Origin of the sequence: uncultured Winogradskyella sp., from assembly GCF_947496485.1 — a bacterium.
GTDB lineage: Bacteria > Bacteroidota > Bacteroidia > Flavobacteriales > Flavobacteriaceae > Winogradskyella.
In genome coordinates this window covers 242,167-259,415 of the sequence record NZ_CANMCZ010000001.1, presented here as the reverse complement: position 1 = coordinate 259,415, position 17,249 = coordinate 242,167, and the positions used below count along the sequence as shown (strand labels likewise).

General features: G+C 32.0%; 12 protein-coding genes. 4 read left to right on the top strand and 8 right to left on the bottom strand.

What is annotated here, in order from left to right:
- Window positions 1-22: 22 nt before the first annotated feature.
- Both Q0822_RS01100 and Q0822_RS01095 read right to left on the bottom strand, forming a co-directional pair.
- On the bottom strand, window positions 23-724 hold the full coding sequence (locus tag Q0822_RS01100; RefSeq protein WP_186844067.1) for a LytTR family DNA-binding domain-containing protein: 702 nt from the start codon (window positions 722-724) through the stop codon (window positions 23-25).
- Window positions 721-1,515: a histidine kinase gene (locus Q0822_RS01095; RefSeq protein WP_186844066.1), complete on the bottom strand. Its 795-nt coding sequence runs from the start codon at window positions 1,513-1,515 to the stop codon at window positions 721-723. The genes Q0822_RS01100 and Q0822_RS01095 overlap by 4 nt, the downstream gene beginning before the upstream one ends.
- 208 nt (window positions 1,516-1,723) lie before the next feature.
- Between Q0822_RS01095 and Q0822_RS01090 the strand changes: the two genes are divergently transcribed.
- The 4 genes from Q0822_RS01090 to Q0822_RS01075 all read left to right on the top strand — a co-directional run bounded on the left by Q0822_RS01090 (window position 1,724) and on the right by Q0822_RS01075 (window position 8,660).
- Window positions 1,724-2,611 (top strand): ABC transporter ATP-binding protein, encoded by an 888-nt coding sequence (locus Q0822_RS01090; RefSeq protein ID WP_186844065.1) that lies wholly within the window; start codon window positions 1,724-1,726, stop codon window positions 2,609-2,611.
- A gap of 2 nt (window positions 2,612-2,613) precedes the next feature.
- Window positions 2,614-5,907, top strand: coding sequence for a M1 family aminopeptidase (locus Q0822_RS01085; protein ID WP_186844064.1), 3,294 nt, complete (start codon window positions 2,614-2,616; stop codon window positions 5,905-5,907).
- A 318-nt stretch (window positions 5,908-6,225) separates the two neighbouring features.
- The gene (locus tag Q0822_RS01080; protein WP_186844063.1) at window positions 6,226-7,458 is read left to right on the top strand and encodes an adenylate/guanylate cyclase domain-containing protein; all 1,233 of its coding nucleotides are present in this window, start codon (window positions 6,226-6,228) and stop codon (window positions 7,456-7,458) included.
- A 155-nt stretch (window positions 7,459-7,613) separates the two neighbouring features.
- A complete protein-coding gene (locus Q0822_RS01075) occupies window positions 7,614-8,660 on the top strand; it encodes a serine hydrolase domain-containing protein (protein WP_115816073.1) in 1,047 nt (348 codons plus the stop codon).
- A 348-nt stretch (window positions 8,661-9,008) separates the two neighbouring features.
- Here the strand turns inward: Q0822_RS01075 and Q0822_RS01070 are convergent, their stop codons facing one another.
- The 6 genes from Q0822_RS01070 to Q0822_RS01045 are packed head-to-tail and all read right to left on the bottom strand — an operon-like array spanning window position 9,009 to window position 17,220.
- Window positions 9,009-9,740: a 4'-phosphopantetheinyl transferase superfamily protein gene (locus tag Q0822_RS01070; RefSeq protein ID WP_299119090.1), complete on the bottom strand. Its 732-nt coding sequence runs from the start codon at window positions 9,738-9,740 to the stop codon at window positions 9,009-9,011.
- A 32-nt stretch (window positions 9,741-9,772) separates the two neighbouring features.
- Window positions 9,773-11,122 (bottom strand): phosphopantetheine-binding protein, encoded by a 1,350-nt coding sequence (locus Q0822_RS01065; protein ID WP_299119087.1) that lies wholly within the window; start codon window positions 11,120-11,122, stop codon window positions 9,773-9,775.
- Complete coding sequence (locus tag Q0822_RS01060) at window positions 11,119-11,919, bottom strand: class I SAM-dependent methyltransferase (protein ID WP_299119085.1); 801 nt, start codon at window positions 11,917-11,919, stop codon at window positions 11,119-11,121. The genes Q0822_RS01065 and Q0822_RS01060 overlap by 4 nt, the downstream gene beginning before the upstream one ends.
- Before the next feature lie 10 nt (window positions 11,920-11,929).
- Window positions 11,930-14,848, bottom strand: coding sequence for an amino acid adenylation domain-containing protein (locus tag Q0822_RS01055; protein ID WP_299119082.1), 2,919 nt, complete (start codon window positions 14,846-14,848; stop codon window positions 11,930-11,932).
- 24 nt (window positions 14,849-14,872) lie between these two features.
- Window positions 14,873-16,114, bottom strand: a complete 1,242-nt coding sequence (locus Q0822_RS01050; RefSeq protein WP_299119079.1) for a HupE/UreJ family protein — start codon at window positions 16,112-16,114, stop codon at window positions 14,873-14,875.
- Between the two features lie 50 nt (window positions 16,115-16,164).
- Entirely contained in the window at window positions 16,165-17,220 is a 1,056-nt protein-coding gene (locus Q0822_RS01045; RefSeq protein WP_299119076.1) for an ornithine cyclodeaminase family protein, read from the bottom strand.
- Window positions 17,221-17,249: the final 29 nt, after the last annotated feature.

The following is a 17,249-nucleotide window of genomic DNA, read 5'->3' as shown; positions in this document are numbered from 1 at the left end:
TATATTGACATGGCAATAGCAATTACCTCAATAATTGATTAATGTTTGTTTTATATAGCTTGCCAATAGGTACAACATGATCGCCCATATAAATTCTATTTCCTTCTACTCTAAAGATGTGCTTTTTTGCAACCGCAAATGATTTATGAACTTGTATGAAATCATTATCAGAAAGCAGTTCTATGGTATCCGATATTTTTTCTCGAATGCTGATAGTACTAGTACTCGTAACAACTTTGGTATAATTGCCTGAGGCTTCAATAAATAGAATATCATCTACATCTACCTGAATATGACTATTATTCTGTTTTAAAAAAATATGTTGTCCTTCAGGTTTTATAGTCTCTTTACTTTCTTTTCTTATTGTACTGGTATCAGAAGAGGTCACTTTATTAATAGCACTCAAAAAGCGTTCAAAACTAAACGGTTTTAACAAGTAATCAACAACGTTTAATTCGTAGCCTTCAATCGCAAATTCACTATACGCAGTGGTTACAATAACTTTTGGTGGAGATGATAAGGTTTTTAAAAATTGAAATCCTTTTAATTTAGGCATATTCAAATCTAAAAAAATGAGATCTATATCATGTTTGCTTAAGTAGTCAATAGCTTCTATAGCATCATAACAATCTGCTTTGAATTCTAAATTTGGTAGCATATCACAATAGCCTTTTATAATATCGTGTGCAATATGTTCGTCGTCTATAATGATATATGTAATCATAAGCCCTTAATATTCAATGTAGCGTTATAGATGGTATCTGTTTTGGAAATTGTTAAGGTATGCTTTTTTGGATATACCAATTCTAATCGTCGTTTTAGGTTTTTTAATCCAATTCCTGTTTCAGGGTTATCTTGTGTTTCATCAAAATTGTTTTCTATTTCAAAGGTCAATTCACTATTATGCGCTGTTAATGTGATATGAACATAAGCATTTTCTCTTAAATTTTCCACACCATGCTTAAAGGCATTTTCTAAAAGAATAATGAAAAGAAGTGGCATAATCTCATAATTAGTGTCGTTTGTTTCAATATTGAATTGTATATCAATCGCTTTATGATAACGCATTTTATGAAGTTCAATATAATTCTCGAGATAAGCTATTTCTTCAGACAGTAAAACCCTGTCTTTTTCGCCATCATAAATACTATAGCGCATCATATCAGAAAGTTTTAGAATGAGCTCTTGAGCTTTCTTAGAATCCTTATCCACTAATCCATAAAGGTTATTAAGCATATTAAAAAAGAAATGTGGATTCACTTGACTCTTTAAATGCATTAATTCTGTTTTTACTTTTTCATTCTTCAATCTTATTAGTGATTTGATTTGTTTAAATAGCCAATGTGCAATGGTAATAAACACAAGGATAAAGTACAATGCAATAAATTCTACAAACCCTTCTAGTTTTCCAAAAGTGTCATTAAAAATGACGATGGCTAAGCCTATAATAACCAGCGCTATTTTATATAACCGCTTGATAGTTTTCCTTTTTCTTTCTGGTATTTTAAAATTCATAATTCAATATTAATTAAATAAAACACCTCAGACAAATAAGTTGACAAACAGTATCTCATCAGTGACAAACAATCCTAAATGTGTTTTGAGGTGTCTTTATACCTTAAAAAAATGTGTTTGTCACTAATGCATGTGTTTGTGTCACTAACACTTTTTAAAGGCTAAAAACGCTTATATGTTTGTCTCAATCAATCAAAAAATGAACAGTATGGAACTCAGAATTGACAATCTATCAAAAACGTATTCAAACGGGATTAAAGCTTTACAAAACATTTCACTTGATATACCAAAAGGGATGTTTGGTCTATTAGGCCCAAATGGTGCAGGCAAGTCTACGTTAATGCGAACTATTGCAACACTGCAAGAAGCCGATTCTGGTTCCATTGTTCTTGGAGACATCGATGTCTTACAACAAAAAAATGAATTGCGACAGGTATTAGGGTATTTGCCGCAACAATTTGGCTTGTATCCAAAAATATCGGCAGAAGTATTACTCAATCATTTCGCAGTGCTTAAAGGCATCACCAATAAAAACGAACGTAAAGAATTAGTGAAAGCACTTTTGTATAAAACCAATTTATATGACGTGCGACAACAAAATCTGAAAGGGTTTTCTGGTGGGATGAAGCAACGATTTGGCATTGCACAAGCCTTACTTAACAATCCGAAGTTACTTATTGTAGATGAACCAACAGCAGGATTGGATCCTGTAGAACGCAATCGCTTTTACAATGTTTTAAGCGAGCTCGGAGAACATACTGTGGTTATTTTATCTACGCATATTGTTGACGATGTCAAAGAACTCTGCACAAATATGGCCATTATTAATCAAGGTCAAGTATGCTTAAAAGGGCAGCCGTTGCAGATACTAGAAGGCCTAAAAGATAAAGTCTATAAAAAAACAATCGAGAAATCAGAATTGAACCTATATAAAGAAAATTATCAGGTCATCAGTGAACGATTATTTCTTGGTAAACCAACCATTCATATAATAAGCGAGATCAATCCTGGAGATGGATTTACAGCCATTAATGCAGAATTAGAAGATGTGTATTTCTCAGAAATTTTCAATAGAACTAAAACTAAATCTATTTAATTATGTGGTATGAAATTTTTAAGTTCGAAATTCAATATCGAATTAAACGACCAGACACTTATGTATTCTTTTTATTTATATTTCTGTTTTCAATTGTTGGTGTAGATTTTATTTTTCAAGGTACTGAATTAGGTCTAATGAAAAGAAATTCACCCGTAGTCATAGCGAAAACAATGGGAGCTATAACCGGATTCTTTATGATTTTAGCCTCAATGATTATGGGCGTTTCTGTGTTGCGAGATTTTGAGTATGAGATAGAATCATTACTATTTTCTACACCAATCAAAAAAAGAGATTATTTAATTGGTCGGTTTTTAGGCGCATTTACTGTTTTGCTGTTTGTATTTACAGGAATTATTTTGGGTATGATGTTGGGTGAATTTATGCCCTGGAATAGTCCAGATGATCAATTGGCTTTTAATGCATTTGTTTATATGAAGACCTTTCTAATGGTAACGCTACCAACGTTGTTTTTTGGTGCATCATTGTTTTTTGTAACTGGAGCTTTAACTAGAAATTTAGTAGTTGTATACACTCAGGGTGTTATTTTGTTTGTGGTGTTTTTGTTAACCAAAGCAATTACTAATGATTTCTGGCAAGCTATTTTTGATCCATTTTCATTAACAACAACAACCTATATTACAAAAACTTGGTCGGTCTTAGAAAAGAGCACTCAAGAACTTCCATTTATTAGTGCCTTGTTATACAACAAATTATTTTGGGTTTTATTAGGTGTTATCGCATTAATCTATGGATATAAAAAATTCAATTTCAATCTGGTTAAAGAAAAGAAATCAAAACGAAAGCAAGTTCAAAAGCTGGTAGATAAAAGTACTAATTTAGTTGGTGATGTGATGATTCCTAAAGCTAAAAAACAATATGGTTTACAATCTAAATGGACACAATTAAAAGAGTTTTCGTGGTTTTATTTTATAAGTATTTTTAAACAACCATCATTTTGGGGAATAGTTATTTGCGGAATGATTATCATCTTAATCAATTCTGTAAATCTTGGAACGGTATATGGAGTTGATAGTTATCCTGCAACCTATTTTATAGTTGAGGAACTTCAGGAAACCTCTTATTTTTTCTTTATCATCATCCTTGTTTTTTATTCAGGAGAATTGGTGTGGAAAGAAAGAGGTGCGAAGTTGAATTTAATTTATGATGCTACATCCATGTCAAGTTTTGTAAGGTTAGCTGGAAAGTTTATTGGATTAAACATAATTTATGTCGTATTAATACTTGCTTTAATAAGTTCAGGGATATTATTCCAAACGCTAAGTGGCTATTATAACTATGAATTGCAAGTGTATTTTAATGGATTCTTTTTAGAAATTCTACCCCTATTATCCATTTTTACTTGCTTAGCGTTTTTCATACAATCTTTAGTGAATAATAAGTTTGTAGGTATCATTTTGGTGATTGTATTTAGTATTGTCAATGTAGCTATTGCCGTGTTGGGGTTTGATCATGATTTACACTTTTTTGGAGGAAGTTCCTTAGGTGCTTATTCAGAGATGAATGGTTATGGGCATTTTTTACAACCCTATTTACTCATTAAATTGTATTGGTTTCTTTTCGGAATCCTTTTATTAATCATAGGATCTTTAGTCGCTGTTAGAGGAAATGAAACCAATTTAATAAAACGAACAAGAATTGCTAAGTATAAGTTCAGCAAGCCACTCATAAAGTTTACTGACATCATTCTTTTTGCTTTTATAATTATTGGAGGGTTTATATTTTACAATACGAATATTTTAAATGAATATTGGAGCAATTCTGAAGCTACTGAATTTAGAGTAGCGTATGAAAAAGAATTGAAACAATTTGAATATATAACGCAACCAAAAATAGTAGACTTAAACTTACAATTAGAGCTATATCCTTCTAAACGAGACTACACAGTAGAAGGGTATTATATGTTAAAAAACACATCAATTGAAAACATAAAATCCATCCATATTCAAAAACTTCTCGAAGAAAATGTTACGATAGACAGTATCGCTTTCGAAGGTGGTTTTACGACGAATCATCAATATAAAAAGTTTGATTATTCAATTTTTAACCTGAAGAAAGCTTTACAACCTGGTGATTCTGTAAAAATGTATTTTAAGCAAAGTTTTACAACCAAAGGCTTTGAGCAAGGTCGTTCTAATACCAATATAGTTTACAATGGTACATTTTTCAACAATGAACAGTTTCCAACCTTGGGTTACAATAAAAAATATGAACTTCAAGATGAAGATGAACGACGAGATCATAACTTATCAAGGAGATCTAAAAAAGCTAAAATAGATGACCCTAAAGAATTAGTCAATGCAAGATCTGGTGGTGATTCTGATGGTATTAATTTTGAAATGATTATTGGTACATCCAAAGATCAAACGGCTTTGGTTCCTGGAGATTTATTGCAGGAATGGACAGAAAATAATCGTAATTATTTTCACTATAAAACAAATACCCCTATTATTAATTTTTACGCAATAGTTTCTGCTGACTATGAAATTAAAAAAGACAAATGGATGACAAGCAATAAGGGGATTACTGAGCCTGTCGACCTTGAAATTTATTTTCAAAAAGGACATGAATATAACATCGATAGAATGATGAAGTCTATGAAAGCTTCATTAGATTATTGTAGTAACAACTTCAGTCCTTATCAATACCAGCAACTACGTATTATGGAGTTTCCACGTTATGCAACATTTGCACAATCGTTTCCTGGAACTATTCCATTTTCAGAATCTATTGGATTTGTGTTAGATATAGATGACGAAAAAGATGTTGATATGGCTTTTTATGTGACTGCGCATGAAGTAGCTCACCAATGGTTTGGTATGCAAGTGGAAGCTGCAAATGTACAAGGACAATTGATGGTCTTAGAAACCTTATCTCAATATGCAGCATTGATGGTTTTAAAGCAACATTATTCCGAAGAAAAAGTGCAACAGTTTTTAGCGCTTCAAATGGATAAATATAAAGAAGGAATACAACAAGAAAGTAAAAAAGAACCATCTCTTACTCTCGTAGAAAATCAAGATTATGTCTATTACGCAAAAGGAGCAATCAATATGTACGAATTTCAAAAAGCAATTGGCGAAGAGAATGTGAATTTAGCATTAAAATATTTTCTTGAAGATTGGAATACAAAAAACGGCAAACTAAAAATGCAGACTGATAGATATGCGACAACTCAAGACTTACTAGAGTATTTCAGAGCAGTTACACCAAGCAATCTCCAGCATATCATCGAGGAGCTTTTTGAATCTGTGGGTGTATTAAAAAATCACTAAGGTTAAATAAATCAACTTCTCATAAAAGCATAAAACCTGTGCTTATTGTGGCAAACCATTAAAAATCTTACGTTAGCTAAGAAGATGATCAAACAAGCGGAACACATTTATAATAAAGAAAGAACATATCTAAGCTTAAAATAAAACGAACCACCATATGTTTAGATCAATAAGGAGAGGTATGCTACCATTTTCACAAAAGAATAAAGAAAATCTGCAATTTTTGACCTTCTAAAAATCCAGAAATTAACGCTAAAAAGGTTAACTTACTTGCGTATAATAAAGACATTAACAATTCATAAAACTTGAAAAGCATTTATGTCAATTTATGATAAAAACAAGTCTAGATTCTTTCAAAGAATAGTCGATATTGGCGCTGAGTACAATTTTTCTATAACTGAACTCAGATATTTACGTGTTACGAATATTGCATCTCTTTTAGGTGTAGTTTATAATGTAACTTGGATGCTAATTGCATTATTCTTGACAGACGCATTAATAATTTACGGAAGTAATACTTTTTTGGGATTAATGTTTCTAATGGCGTTAATTTTCAATTGGAAAGGGTTACGAGTCCTGGCTTCCGTTTGGCTTATTCTAGCATCTTATATGTCTGTTCTCTTATTTCTTTACTTGCTAGGGTTTTCCTCAGGAGTTGGAGTTGTTTGTTTCCTAATTATTATTCTGCCATATATGACTTTTCCTCGTAAGGCTAGGAATATAGCCCATGTCTTTAGTATTCTAGCTTGCCTAACGTTGATTGCTACAGTAATATTTCAATCAAATATAAAATCCCATTTTGGAGGATTAGATCCCTATATATCACAAATAGTTAATATCAGTATTACTGCATTGATTTGCTTCATACTAATAGCAAGTATGTCTATTTTAATAGATCAATCTGAGGAATCTTTAATGGTTGAACAGAAAAAATCAGATGATCTTCTGCACAATATATTACCCGCAAACATAATAAGAGACTTAAAAGAAAGCGGTAAAACAATTCCAAAAAGACACAAAAATATCACTGTCCTGTTTACTGATTTTGAAGGATTTACAAATCTTGTGGCGTCCATGTCAGCAATCACTTTAGTCAATGAACTCAATGATATTTTTGGTCGATTCGATGAAATTATGGAAGAAACGAAAGTAGAAAAAATTGAAACGATTGGTGATGCGTATATGGCAGCGTGTGGCCTTGAAAAAGAAACGATAAATCATGCTACTAACTGCATCAAAGCCGCACAAAAGATGCTATCCTATCTTGAGGAGAGAAATCAAAGCCATGTCATAAAATGGAGAATGAGGGTTGGTATACATTCTGGATCTGTAGTAGCAGGGGTTGTGGGCAAGAAGAAGTTCGCATACGACCTTTTTGGAGACACGATAAATACCGCCAGCAGGATGGAATCTGCAGGTGAAGTAGGTAAAATCAATATATCTTCATCCACCTATAAACTGATTAAAAATGAATTTTCGTGTATTTCTCGTGGAAAGATCCATGCAAAGGGAAAAGGGAAATTGGACATGTACTTTCTGAATCAAACTTAAAACGCATAAAATTAATCAAGAAAACAAATAGTATTTTTATGTTGCATATAATAGGATCATATTTCCAAACATAAACTTTGAAACCCTGAACTTTTCTGAACTGTGTTACGAATAATACTTCCTAAAAATGAGCAATAATTATAACTTTACTATCTATGCTTAATTCTAAAAAACGAAATAAAAAAATTATAATCAGGATAGCCTTGTTCACAGGTACTGCAATTTCCTTGTGGTTTGTGCCTTGGATTTTAGTGAAAGCTTGGATATTACCATTGCCAGATACTGTTCAAGAACAAGTTGACCAAGCAATAAGTCACGGTTTGGATGGTATGATTGTTTATGTAGATGAGGCAGGGAAACAACCAGAATTTTATACAGGTGGTTGGCACAATCGAGAACATAAAATACCTGCTAAACCCAATGCACTATTTAAAATAGCTAGTATTAGCAAGTTATATGTAGCGGTTTCCATTTCTAAGTTGGTTAATGATAACAGATTGTCACTAGATAAAACCCTTGCTGATTATTTCCCTGAATTGCTAGGTAGGATTGAAAATGCAGATAGAATAACTCTAAAAATGATGGTACAACATCGAAGCGGGATTCCAAATTTTACAGACAGTGGAGGTTACTGGGAAAACCCACCTGATAGTGCTGAGGAATCGTTAGCATTAGTATTGGATACACCCGCGCTGTTTGAACCAGGAGAAGACTATAGCTATTCAAATACAAATTATTTACTCCTTGGTTTACTTATTGACAATACGGTGGGGTATAATCATCATCAATATATCAAAGAGCAAATTTTAGTACCACTCGAACTGAATAATACATTCTTCTCGTTAAGCGAGGTAGATATAGAGGATGTGATGAGTGGTTACTACGTTGGCTATGAACCTGATTTAAAAGAGAAAGAATTCGGTATGCTGGCTACTGCGGAAGATGTTGGTATATTTTTGAGAGCATTAAACGATGGTTCTATATTCAAAGAACGAGAACGGAAAATCTATTCTGAAATTTATGAATATGAACATTCTGGATGGGTTCCAGGATATCAGAGCTTTACAGAATATCATAACAATATAGACACTGTAGTAATTCTTTTTAATAATACAACTGATGAGGATTTATTACTGTGGAATTTGTCAGAAATAATGATAAATAGAGTGGTTAGAATTGTTGAGGAAAATAGAGCAAAATAATACAGGCTTTAACGAATATCAATTTATAACGAGAACCACTTTATCCCTTGAGCATTATCAATTTCAACAACCATATATTTGATTTTTTTAGAAATTACTGTACGACAATGTGATTACAAAAATAAAATCAAAATTAACAATTCTAATAAACTCTTGGGTTCGAAGTAATAAGGGTGAGTTTTGATTTATATTGATTTTGAGATAATTAAGTCAATATCTTCCTTCAAAAAGTTTGAACTCTGTCCCTTCGAGGTCACGAATAAATAGTTACAGAAGAAAAAACGCCAAGCTTGCTTGAGCGTTTTTTTTGTTTTAAATTAAATCGTTATTTTTTATTTTGATTTGTGTTTAATCAATTGAATCAGCCCAATTAAAATACTGAATATTTTCAATTTTAGAATCTACAATATGAGCAGCTATATAATCTTTTGAAGGAATAAAAGAACTCAATTTCCATTGGTGTTTTTCACCTGTGTTCCATTTTGTCCATAAAACTTCTGCATCTAAATCGGAATCTAAAGAAACGGAGAACTCATTTAATGGAAATGATAAACCACTTCCTTTGGCTTTAATAAAAGCTTCTTTGCGTGTCCAACAACGATAAAATGCTAGGTGTTGTTGTTGAGTGGGAATTTCGCGAAGCGCATTAATTTCCTGTTTAGAAAAGAATTTTGAAGCAATATCAAACGTATCAAAATCATTTTTAATCTTTTCTATATCCACACCAATAGTATGGTCGTAGATAAATCCGATTATGGCTAAATCACCAGAATGAGACACATTGAAGTTTAGATTTGTCTTGTGTTTGAATTTTGGTTTACCGTATTTTTCATATTCAAACTTAATTGCTTTAGCGTCTTTGTTTAAATACTGTCCGGAAAGTAAACGTAAAATACCTTTGGTAACCACATAACATCTTTTATCCTTGAAGAATTTGAATCTACTAGCACGCTCTTTTTCATCATCAGATAAAAGGTTATGATATTTGTTAAATGCATTATCATTAACAACAAAGTTAAGTGACCAAATATGAAGCGTATTAGGTGTTAGATTAGCAAAAGATGTTGCTATATTAGTCATTTTTTGTTTTAAAATATCTATTAGAACTCTTCTTATTCTACAATAGCTTCTTCAATTTTTTGAGATACAAATTTAATATCTGGTTCTATAAAAAGAGTTCGGTGATTTCCATCAGTGTAAAAAAGTTTGAAATCACCATTTGTAATTTCTCTCCAAGAGTCTATAATGACTTGTTGTAGAGATTGATGTGGTTTTTCGGTTAAGATCAATGATATATCGCCATTATGAGGTTTAAATTCGTAGGCCAAACATATTTTTCTTAAATTTTCTTGCATAAGTTCTAAATCTCTGGTGTCCTCATTTCCAAAATACTTTACTAGAAATGGTTTGATACGCCATAATCGATCTTCAAAATAATGCTTTATACTGGCGAACGGATTTTTAGCAAAACGAATTACAAATGATTTCATACGAGCTTTTAAGCGCATTGGTGTATTTAGAGTCCAAGGTGATGCCATTGTATCCATAACTATAATATTGGCTTTATGTCCAAGCTTAGAAAATTCTATTGCCATTTCATTACCAACTGTAACACTAAAGCAATAGACGAGTATATTATATGGGCCTTCGGATTGCACTGATTGAATAGCTTTCATGTAATCTACTGTCATATCAACTACGTTTTCATGCATTTTATTTTCTCCGTAAAGACCAGAAGGTTCTAAAGCATAAATAGGTCGATTTGGCTTCATATATTTTGCCAAAAGATTGTAAAAGACAACGTGACCACCACCAGAATGGATACAGAACAATGGTTTTTTGCTTCCCTCTTCTCGCAAAGGAACCAAGAAATCATAGGCTTCCTTTTCATCCTTAGTTTTATTTTCGGATAACTGTTTGCTAAGTTCAGCTATAGTTTGATACTCAAATAATTGATTGGCAGTTAATTGTAATCCTAATTTACGCGCTTTTGCAATAATTTGAATACTTAAGATAGAATCCCCTCCAATTTCAAAAAAGTTATCTTCGGAAAGTACTGGAGAAAAATTTAATACATCTTCCCATATTTTTATTAATTGTGTTTCTATTTCAGAAAGAGATTCCTTGGTATTTATTTGCGATGACTCATTAAGTACATCTTCCTTTTTTACGGGTTTTAAGCTCTTTCGATCTATTTTACCATTTGGAAGTAAAGGGATATTTGGAATAGTGTGCATTACAGATGGTACCATATAATCTGGCAATCTCTTCTTTAAAAACGACTCTACCTCTTTTGATTCAAAAGTATCGTTAGCTTCTATGTAAGCAACCAATCGTTTTGGTTTTTCAGTAGTATATGCATCTGAAGTGTTAGAGACTAAATCTTTTAGTTTTAAAAGTATTAATTGATGATCCTCTTTGGATAATTGATTTAATCTATTTTCTAAAATATCTTGTCTCATTTTATAGCTTTAATTACTACCATTGAGTCTGCCCACCATGTATCTTTAACATCATCAGGCATATTTAAAGAAATGACATGGATCGTAAAAGAGGAAAAATGTTTTAATAACATATGCTGATGTTCTCTACTTAAAGATCCTATTTCATTCGAAAAGTATGTAAAACTTCCACCAGGTTTTAAATGATTTGCAGCATGATGAAAGAAGTGCTCTGCAAACGTAATGCTAGCATTTACGTATTGCATGTACTCATCCTCATTTAAAGGATAGGTATGAAAAAAGATACCATCAAAAAGGCCTAAGTTATCTATACTATCTTGCCAAAGACTATGCACTAAAGAAATGTTTTTAGTTGGATATTTTGCTTTCCAAGGCTCAAAATGTTGTTTTACTACCAAATCATTACACTCTATTATAGTATGAGAATTTATGGGATATTTTTGAATCATATCAGCAGAAACACCTCTACCAAAACCTACTTCTAAGATATCACCTCCATCTTCTGCTATTGCTTTTGCCATAGCTTCCATTAAAGGGATTTGCCAATCTTCCATAATTTCTTGTGCACTTAATTGTGCCTGACCTCTTTCTGAAAGACCAATATTATCATCTGCGGCAGTTGCCCCAGGAACAAAGTTTTTTGTTTGCTCATTAAGCGAATTTAATTCAGCCGAAAATTCTTTAAGTGCTCTATTAACAACAGCATTTCGTTGTGCTACTTTTGGGGGATTTATATAATTATCGTCTTTAATTTCTAAAGTGACTTGAAATGCGTTTGTTCTTTTAATTCTTTTCATAGCAAATAACTTATTTGATTTGGTTTAATAAGTATTCTTTTTCCTTCGTATTTAATAGTTCAATAGAATTGAGTAATTTATCAATGTCTTGAGTAGATAAATGAGTGTCTAATAGTTTAGCAAGTTCCGAAGTTTCTATATCTGAATTTGAATCTAAAGAAGGTATATTTAGATCTGCTGTTTCAACAATCACAGCAGCTTTTTTAATCATTTCGTTGTCATTAAGCGTATTTTCAATTTCATCGAGTTCTACACGAAATCCTCTGATTTTTACTTGTTGATCTACTCGTCCAAGAAACTCAATATGACCGTTATAATTATACTTAGCTAAATCACCAGTTTTGTATAAAATATCTCCTTCTGTATTCTTCACATAAGCCTCTGCTGTTAAATCAGGTCTATTTATATAATAACCAGCTAAGCTTGGTCCACCAACATAAAGTTCTCCAATAACACCTAAAGGCACAGGTTTTAATTTTTGATTTAAAATATGCACCTCTGCATTAGCCACATTATTACCAATAGGAATAGTTTTTTGTTCGATATCTTGTGTTGTAATTTTATGAGCAATACACCAAACTGTAGCTTCTGTCGGACCATATTCATTGTACAAATCTACTTTTGGAAGGACTGAAAAATGTTTTTCACCTAATGACATAGGACATGCTTCTCCGGCTACCATTACTGTAGTTAAACTACTGAGTTTTGTTGTTTCTGAATGCTCAATAATTAAATTATAAAGCGAAGGAAGCATTAAGGTGTGACTTATGTTATGAGCCTCAATTATTGTAGCTATACGTTCAATATCTTGTTCGAGTCGTTTTTCTGAAATTACAAGATTTCCTCCAATGCATAATGTCCAAAAAATACCAGCTTTAGAACTATCAAAAGAGATAGATGACATTAATAAGAAAGCTGTTGGATTATTATTGTAGAAGTCTAAACGTCCTGCTGTAGAATTCAAAATGTTTTTGTGTGTAATAGGGACACCTTTAGGATTTCCTGTACTTCCTGAAGTGTAAATTACATAGGCTAAATCAGAATTTGAAATAATAGGTAATTCTTCTGCTTTTACTTCTTCAATAGAATCTATAGAAATTAATTCAGCATCAAAATTGTTGAAAATTGGAAGCAACTTATTCTGTGTTATTACATAATTTACTTCAGCATCTTTCAAAATAAAATCAATCCGATGTTTAGGATATTCTGGATCGATAGGTAGATAAGCACATCCTGCTTTTAGTATAGCTAATAAACCAACAATCATAGTTGTTGAGCGCTCTATAGATAAACCAACAATTTTATCTTCTGCTTTTTTCTTAGAAAGTAATACGTGAGCCAAAACCGTAGCACGATCATTTAAGTCTTTATATGTTAATGATTCATCGCCAAATGTTACTGCAAGAGCACTAGGACTATTTTGCGCTATCTCTTCTATGACATGATGTATTCCTGTATAATTTTCAAATGCGTTAGTGACAGTATACTGATCCTTATTAAATAGAGCTTTCTCTTCTGGGGTTAGCATTGGTAATTCAGAAATAGAGATATTAGAATCTGCAATAACGGCTTTTACTAAAAGATTAAAATGATCAGAAAAGCGTTGAATCGTTGATTGTTTAAATAAATCAGTCGCAAACTCTAAGGTGGTAGATATCATGCCATCCTTTTCGTTTACGAATAAAGTTAAATCGAATTTAGACGATTTTAAACGAATGTCTTCTTCTTTTTTAAATTCAAGTTCAGGATTAAAATTGACAGTTTCATCTTCATTGTTATAAACAAACATGACTTGAAAAAACGGGTTCATGCTCAAAGACCTGCTTGGTAATAATTCTTTGACCAGATAATCAAATGGAATTTCTTTATTAGAAAATGCTTCTAAAGTATTTTGACGTACGTTAGATAATAATTCTAAGAACGTATTGTCTTCTGTAAATTGAGTACGCAAAACAACAGTGTCTACAAAAAAGCCTAATAAATCTTGTAAAGACTTATGGTTTCTATTAGTAATAGGTAACCCTATTAAGATCTCGCTTTGTTTTGTATACCGGTGTAATAGTGTATAGAAAAGAGAGAGTGTAACGACGAATGGAGTCGTTTCCATTTTTTTAGAAAGCGATAATAAACCTTCTGAATCTTCTTTAGATAAATTAGAAATATAATGTTCTCCCTTAAACGAAGGTTGTATCGGTCTTTTATAATCTGTTGGTAATTCTAGTTGTGGAATTGTTCCTGATAATTTCTCTTTCCAATAGCCAATTTGCTTAGTTGGAAGTTCTCGATTTTGATCCCAATACGCAAAATCTTGATATTGTATGTGTAACTCTTCGGACTCTAATAATACCTCTTCTTTAGAAAGTTTAGTGTAGTAGTAAGCCAACAAATTACTAAGTCGCCTCATAGACCACTCATCTATTATGATATGATGAATGTTAATTGATAAAATGTGATGCTTTTCTGCAATTTTTAAGAGAGAGACACGAATAAGAGGAGATGAACTGAGGTTGAAGGGAGTTACAATTTCTTTGCTAATAAAAGCACTTGCTTTTTGCTTAGCAGTTTCTAACGAATCTTCACTGTAATCAATTCGATTAATTTTAAACTTGAAGTTAGTATCAACCTTTATAGTTGTTTGGCCTTCTTCAATAGGAAAATAAGACTTTAATATATTATGTTGCTCAATAATTAAGGCGAAACTTTTTGATAAATAGTCGATATTTAAATCACCAAGAATTGTATAAGATTCAGCATGATTGTAAAACGAATTATTTGGGTACAATTGCTGAAGAAACCAGAGACGCTGTTGACCTCTTGAAAGCGGAATAGTTTCACCTTCAGGAGCTTTAATAATTGGGTTAGCAGTCGTCTTATTTTTCTGCTTTTTCCATTGGCTAAGAAGCGATGATTTGTCTATTTCTTTTTTCATTTGGGACAACTTACTTATTCATATCTACAACAAACCTAAAGCGTTAAGGATGTCTATCGTAATCTTTCTTAGCAAATCTTCTACACCAAGGTTAATGTCAAATATGCGCTCTATTCCCCAATATAAAGAAATTATGATAAGTATTATAGATCCAAAAAATAATATTTTCTTGTAAATTTTTCTTTTCCTTAAAAGAAAAAGAATTGGAAACATCATAGCAATAATGAGCAACTGTCCTATTTCTACACCAACGTTAAAACCAAATAAGGATATGCCAAGATTTTCATTTGATAAGCCTAAATCTGCTAATACGCTAGCAAATCCAAATCCATGAAAAAGTCCAAAGACAAAAGCAATAACCCAATCTTTACCTTTAAATATTGGTCTTATGTTATGATAAGCGGCTAAACCTATTGACAAAGCAATGATAGATTCTACAAGTCTAGATGGTAAACTCACAATTTCAAGTGAGGCTAAACTAAGTGTTATGGTATGCGCAATTGTAAAAAATGTAATTATTTTAATAACATACAAAAATGCATCTTTGAAGCTTTTCACAGGAACCCAATCATTGGATTTTGATTCGATTGAATTTTCTGAGCCCGTTCTTCTAATTCTGCGAACTACGGAGGGTAAAATTAATGCTAGCAAAAAGAGAATATGATCAATGCCAATCCAAATATGCCACATGCCTTGTTTTATCATTGCAACAAAACCTTTCCATTTCGATGTATCAGTAAGATCTAATGATTGTTTTGCATTATCAGGTGTAAAGAACAAAGAAATATTTTTTTCTTCATTAATTACTCCAGCAGCCCAACTGTATTCTGTAACTAAAAAACCCCTGTGTGTATCATCTTTTTCGTAAACGACATCATACTTAACATCTAGTAGCTCTGGTAATTTATCCATGTTGTCAAGCTCAAAAAAGACTTGCACCATTTTTCCTTGAGAAAAGTCAAAAAGATCTACATTCTTTAAAATAATATTATGAGGTCCATATTTGGATGAAAATGAGGCATGCTCTAAAACATAAGCTCTTAATTGAGCTTCATATGGTTTTAATTCTTCTAAAGTAACGTTGTCTCTGAGGTTTAGATCAAAAACTTTATTTATTTCTCTTACATTAATTTCGAATCGACCTTCAATACCATTTGTTTCATATACTCTGAGAAAAATATAACTTTGATTAGGAAAATGTGCTAAGCAGACCATTGGCGCTAGCAGAAATAAAACGAATAGAGATTTTAGTAGTAACTTTTTCATTTAGGGTTGTGTTAGTTAAGAATAAGGCTTCTGTAATTTATTTGGAGGTATTAAACTGAAACAGTTTTCAGCATAAAATTGTAAGGATTTTTTGCGTCTTCAGAAATGTTTTCAACTTCAATTTCTCTTCCAATTCCGAATTCTGTAGCTAGATCTAAAAATAAATCCATAACGATTTGATCTTCGAGAGCCCATCCTGTTGAATCAAAAACAGTTCTTTGATTTTTCGCATAAGCATATGTTTCAGCATTCTTCACTAGACCTGATAAATCAGGACCTATTTCCGAATCTTTTAGCTGCTGACATTCACCTTCAATTTTTGCTTGTTCTAAAAAATCTGGGCAAACTAAACTCTGTTTAAGTAAGTCTAATGGAAGTTCTACTTTTCCTGGAAAGTCAGATCCTATAGCGTTAATATGAATATGTTCGCTAGTTTTGAGTTCATTAAATAATGGTCCTGTACCAACATCTATAGACGTTTCTGTACAAACAATATCACTTGTATTTAGAATGCCTTCTATTGATGAAGCTACGATTTCAATACTGAGATCTAGCATTGCTATACGATTACTAAAAGATGACATTGCAGTTTCATCGACATCAAAAAGTAGAACTTTTTTAATATCAAATAGTCTAGACAAGGCATGTAATTGCGTTACAGATTGCGCTCCACAACCTATTAATCCTAATATAGAACTACTGTCTTTAGCTAACAGTTTTGACGCAACTGCTGATGCTGCTCCTGTTCGTAAAGCTGTAAGTAGAACACCATCTACTAAACCCTTTAAGTGACCTGTTGTTGTATCGTAAGATGAAATAGTGGAAAGTATTGTTGGTAAATCATACTTTTGAGGATTCCTAGGATGATAACCAACAACTTTTATAACAACTTCATCACCTTTTTTATGTACTGGCATCCACTCAACTAGTCCAGGATCGTTAATTTCATAATTAAAACCAGAACGAATTGGTATTTCCGTTTTTTCAGAATCGTAAGATTTAATGCTGTCTGATGTTCGTTTTATCAGTGTGTCCATCAAATTATTTAGACCATAAGTCTCAACAATTTTGTTAACATCATTACCTGATAGTATTAGTGTTTTCATCCCCATACCTTTTCAAAGTTTTTAAGCCT

Excerpts from the sequence above, each read along its gene's own strand:
- Q0822_RS01075 (WP_115816073.1), top strand. The coding sequence starts at position 7,614 with ATGCTTAATTCTAAAAAACGAAATAAAAAAATTATAATCAGGATAGCC.
- Q0822_RS01100 (WP_186844067.1), bottom strand. The coding sequence starts at position 724 with ATGATTACATATATCATTATAGACGACGAACATATTGCACACGATATT.
- Q0822_RS01065 (WP_299119087.1), bottom strand. The coding sequence starts at position 11,122 with ATGAGACAAGATATTTTAGAAAATAGATTAAATCAATTATCCAAAGAG.
- Q0822_RS01055 (WP_299119082.1), bottom strand. The coding sequence starts at position 14,848 with ATGAAAAAAGAAATAGACAAATCATCGCTTCTTAGCCAATGGAAAAAG.
- Q0822_RS01080 (WP_186844063.1), top strand. The coding sequence starts at position 6,226 with ATGTCAATTTATGATAAAAACAAGTCTAGATTCTTTCAAAGAATAGTC.
- Q0822_RS01060 (WP_299119085.1), bottom strand. The coding sequence starts at position 11,919 with ATGAAAAGAATTAAAAGAACAAACGCATTTCAAGTCACTTTAGAAATT.
- Q0822_RS01095 (WP_186844066.1), bottom strand. The coding sequence starts at position 1,515 with ATGAATTTTAAAATACCAGAAAGAAAAAGGAAAACTATCAAGCGGTTA.
- Q0822_RS01050 (WP_299119079.1), bottom strand. The coding sequence starts at position 16,114 with ATGAAAAAGTTACTACTAAAATCTCTATTCGTTTTATTTCTGCTAGCG.
- Q0822_RS01090 (WP_186844065.1), top strand. The coding sequence starts at position 1,724 with ATGGAACTCAGAATTGACAATCTATCAAAAACGTATTCAAACGGGATT.
- Q0822_RS01045 (WP_299119076.1), bottom strand. The coding sequence starts at position 17,220 with ATGAAAACACTAATACTATCAGGTAATGATGTTAACAAAATTGTTGAG.
- Q0822_RS01070 (WP_299119090.1), bottom strand. The coding sequence starts at position 9,740 with ATGACTAATATAGCAACATCTTTTGCTAATCTAACACCTAATACGCTT.
- Q0822_RS01085 (WP_186844064.1), top strand. The coding sequence starts at position 2,614 with ATGTGGTATGAAATTTTTAAGTTCGAAATTCAATATCGAATTAAACGA.